This is a genomic window from Pseudomonas sp. 6D_7.1_Bac1 (genome assembly GCF_025465945.1).
GTDB lineage: Bacteria > Pseudomonadota > Gammaproteobacteria > Pseudomonadales > Pseudomonadaceae > Aquipseudomonas.
Genome location: NZ_JANLNW010000003.1, coordinates 1 through 1,924, shown reverse-complemented (window position 1 = coordinate 1,924; position 1,924 = coordinate 1). Strand labels below are relative to the sequence as shown.

Sequence of the window (1,924 nt, the reverse complement as noted above, 5' to 3'; positions counted from 1 at the left end):
TGGGTGCGCCAGGCATGGCGCGTTGCGCGCAAGCGCAACCAGTTTGGCTGTGGTGGCCACGCTGGTGACTTGGAGGTGAAAGTCCTCTACACACCCGGCAAGGGGAAGTGTTAGCCGAAGGCAAGGGTGTCGCGGGTGACTGCGAATCTGAAGGAAGCCCGAGGCAAAATGCTGGCCTGACGAACAGGAAGCGGATAGAGGCGGCGCAGCGGGGTAAGACGGCCCAAACCGTCAAAGCCCGATACTTGCACGGAACGCTGTGACGTAAATCCGACAGGCATAAGCAGGAAGGTCGCGCGAATTACCCTGGGAGATCTGTAGGTTTGCCACTGTGCTACCGAGCGTCGAGAGGCGACGGGATGAACCTACAGAAGTCAGCCGAGGCCGTAGTAAGTGGCAAATAACCATGCCACCAAGGGCCGAACAGGTTATGCCGCCAATAGGCGTCAGAGTCTCGTCGAATGTCGGAAAAGCAGAAATTTCTCCGCAAGAGAACTGTAACCCCAAGTCCCGGACAGAATCCTGGGCTTGCGGCTGTCAGTGCGCAGACATCGGCGGCGTCTGTGGCGTGGACGAACGCGGAGCCGGACACGCTGATGGAGCGGGTGCTTGCACCCGCCAACCTCAAGCGTGCGTATCAACGCGTAGTCAGCAACAAGGGCGCACCGGGTGCCGATGGCATGACGGTCGACCAATTGGCAGGCTACGTGAAACAGTATTGGCCGATCCTCAAGACTCGGTTGCTGGCTGGCGAATATCACCCGCAAGGTGTACGCGCCGTCGACATCCCCAAATCCAAAGGCGGAACACGGCAGTTGGGTATTCCCAGCGTCGTGGATCGCCTGATCCAGCAGGCTTTGCTGCAACAACTCACGCCGATCTTCGATCCCTTGTTTTCGGACTACAGCTACGGCTTTCGTCCGGGCAGAAGCGCCCATCAAGCCATCGAAACAGCCCGTGACCATGTGGCGGCGGGACACCGTTGGTGCGTGGAACTTGATCTCGAGAAGTTCTTTGATCGGGTAAATCACGATGTCCTGATGGCCCATGTTGCGCGTCAGATCGAAGATAAACGCGTTCTTACGCTGATCCGTCGTTATCTTGAAGCGGGAACGATGTCAGGTGGACTCGTCAGCCGACGGCAGGAAGGGACGCCGCAAGGCGGCCCGCTCTCGCCGTTGCTGTCGAACATCCTGCTCAACGAACTCGACCGCGAACTGGAACGGCGGGGCCATCGCTTCGTGCGCTATGCCGACGATGCAAACATTTATGTGCGCAGTCATCGTGCAGGCGAACGGGTCATGGCCAGTGTTGAGCGCCTCCTGGCTCAGCGTCTGAAACTGACACTGAATCGGGAAAAGAGCCGTGTGGCACGGCCTTGGGCCGGTGATTACTTGGGTTATGGGATGAGCTGGCATAAACAGCCGAAGCTGAGGGTAGCGAGCATAAGCCTGCACCGCCTGCGCGACCGACTCAGGGAACTCTTGCGTCGGGTACGGGCCCGCTCAATGAGATATATCGTTGAGCAAATGACTCCCGTGCTGCGTGGTTGGGCTGGCTACTTCAAGCTGAGTCAGAGCAAGCGGCCGCTTGAGGAGCTTGATGGCTGGGTGCGTCACAAACTTCGTTGCGTCATATGGCGTCAATGGAAGCGGCCCTCTACGAGGGCGCGCAACCTGATACGTTTGGGAATCGACGAGGCGCGGGCGTGGAAATCGGCGGTCAATGGCCGAGGCCCATGGTGGAACTCGGGAGCGTCACATATGAATCAGGCGCTACCGAAGAAGCTATGGGATCGACTCGGGCTGGTCTCAATACTGGATACGATAAACCGGCTTAATCGCATAACCTGAACCGCCGTATACGGAACCGTACGTACGGTGGTGTGAGAGGACGGCGGTTGTGAAACCGCCTCCTACTCGAT

Annotated in this window: 1 pseudogene; it reads left to right on the top strand. The window is 58.6% G+C overall.

Annotation, left to right across the window (positions count from 1 at the left end):
- Positions 1-430 precede the first annotated feature (430 nt).
- Positions 431-1,853 (top strand): annotated as a pseudogene (gene ltrA, locus NTD87_RS00695) (group II intron reverse transcriptase/maturase).
- Positions 1,854-1,924: the final 71 nt, after the last annotated feature.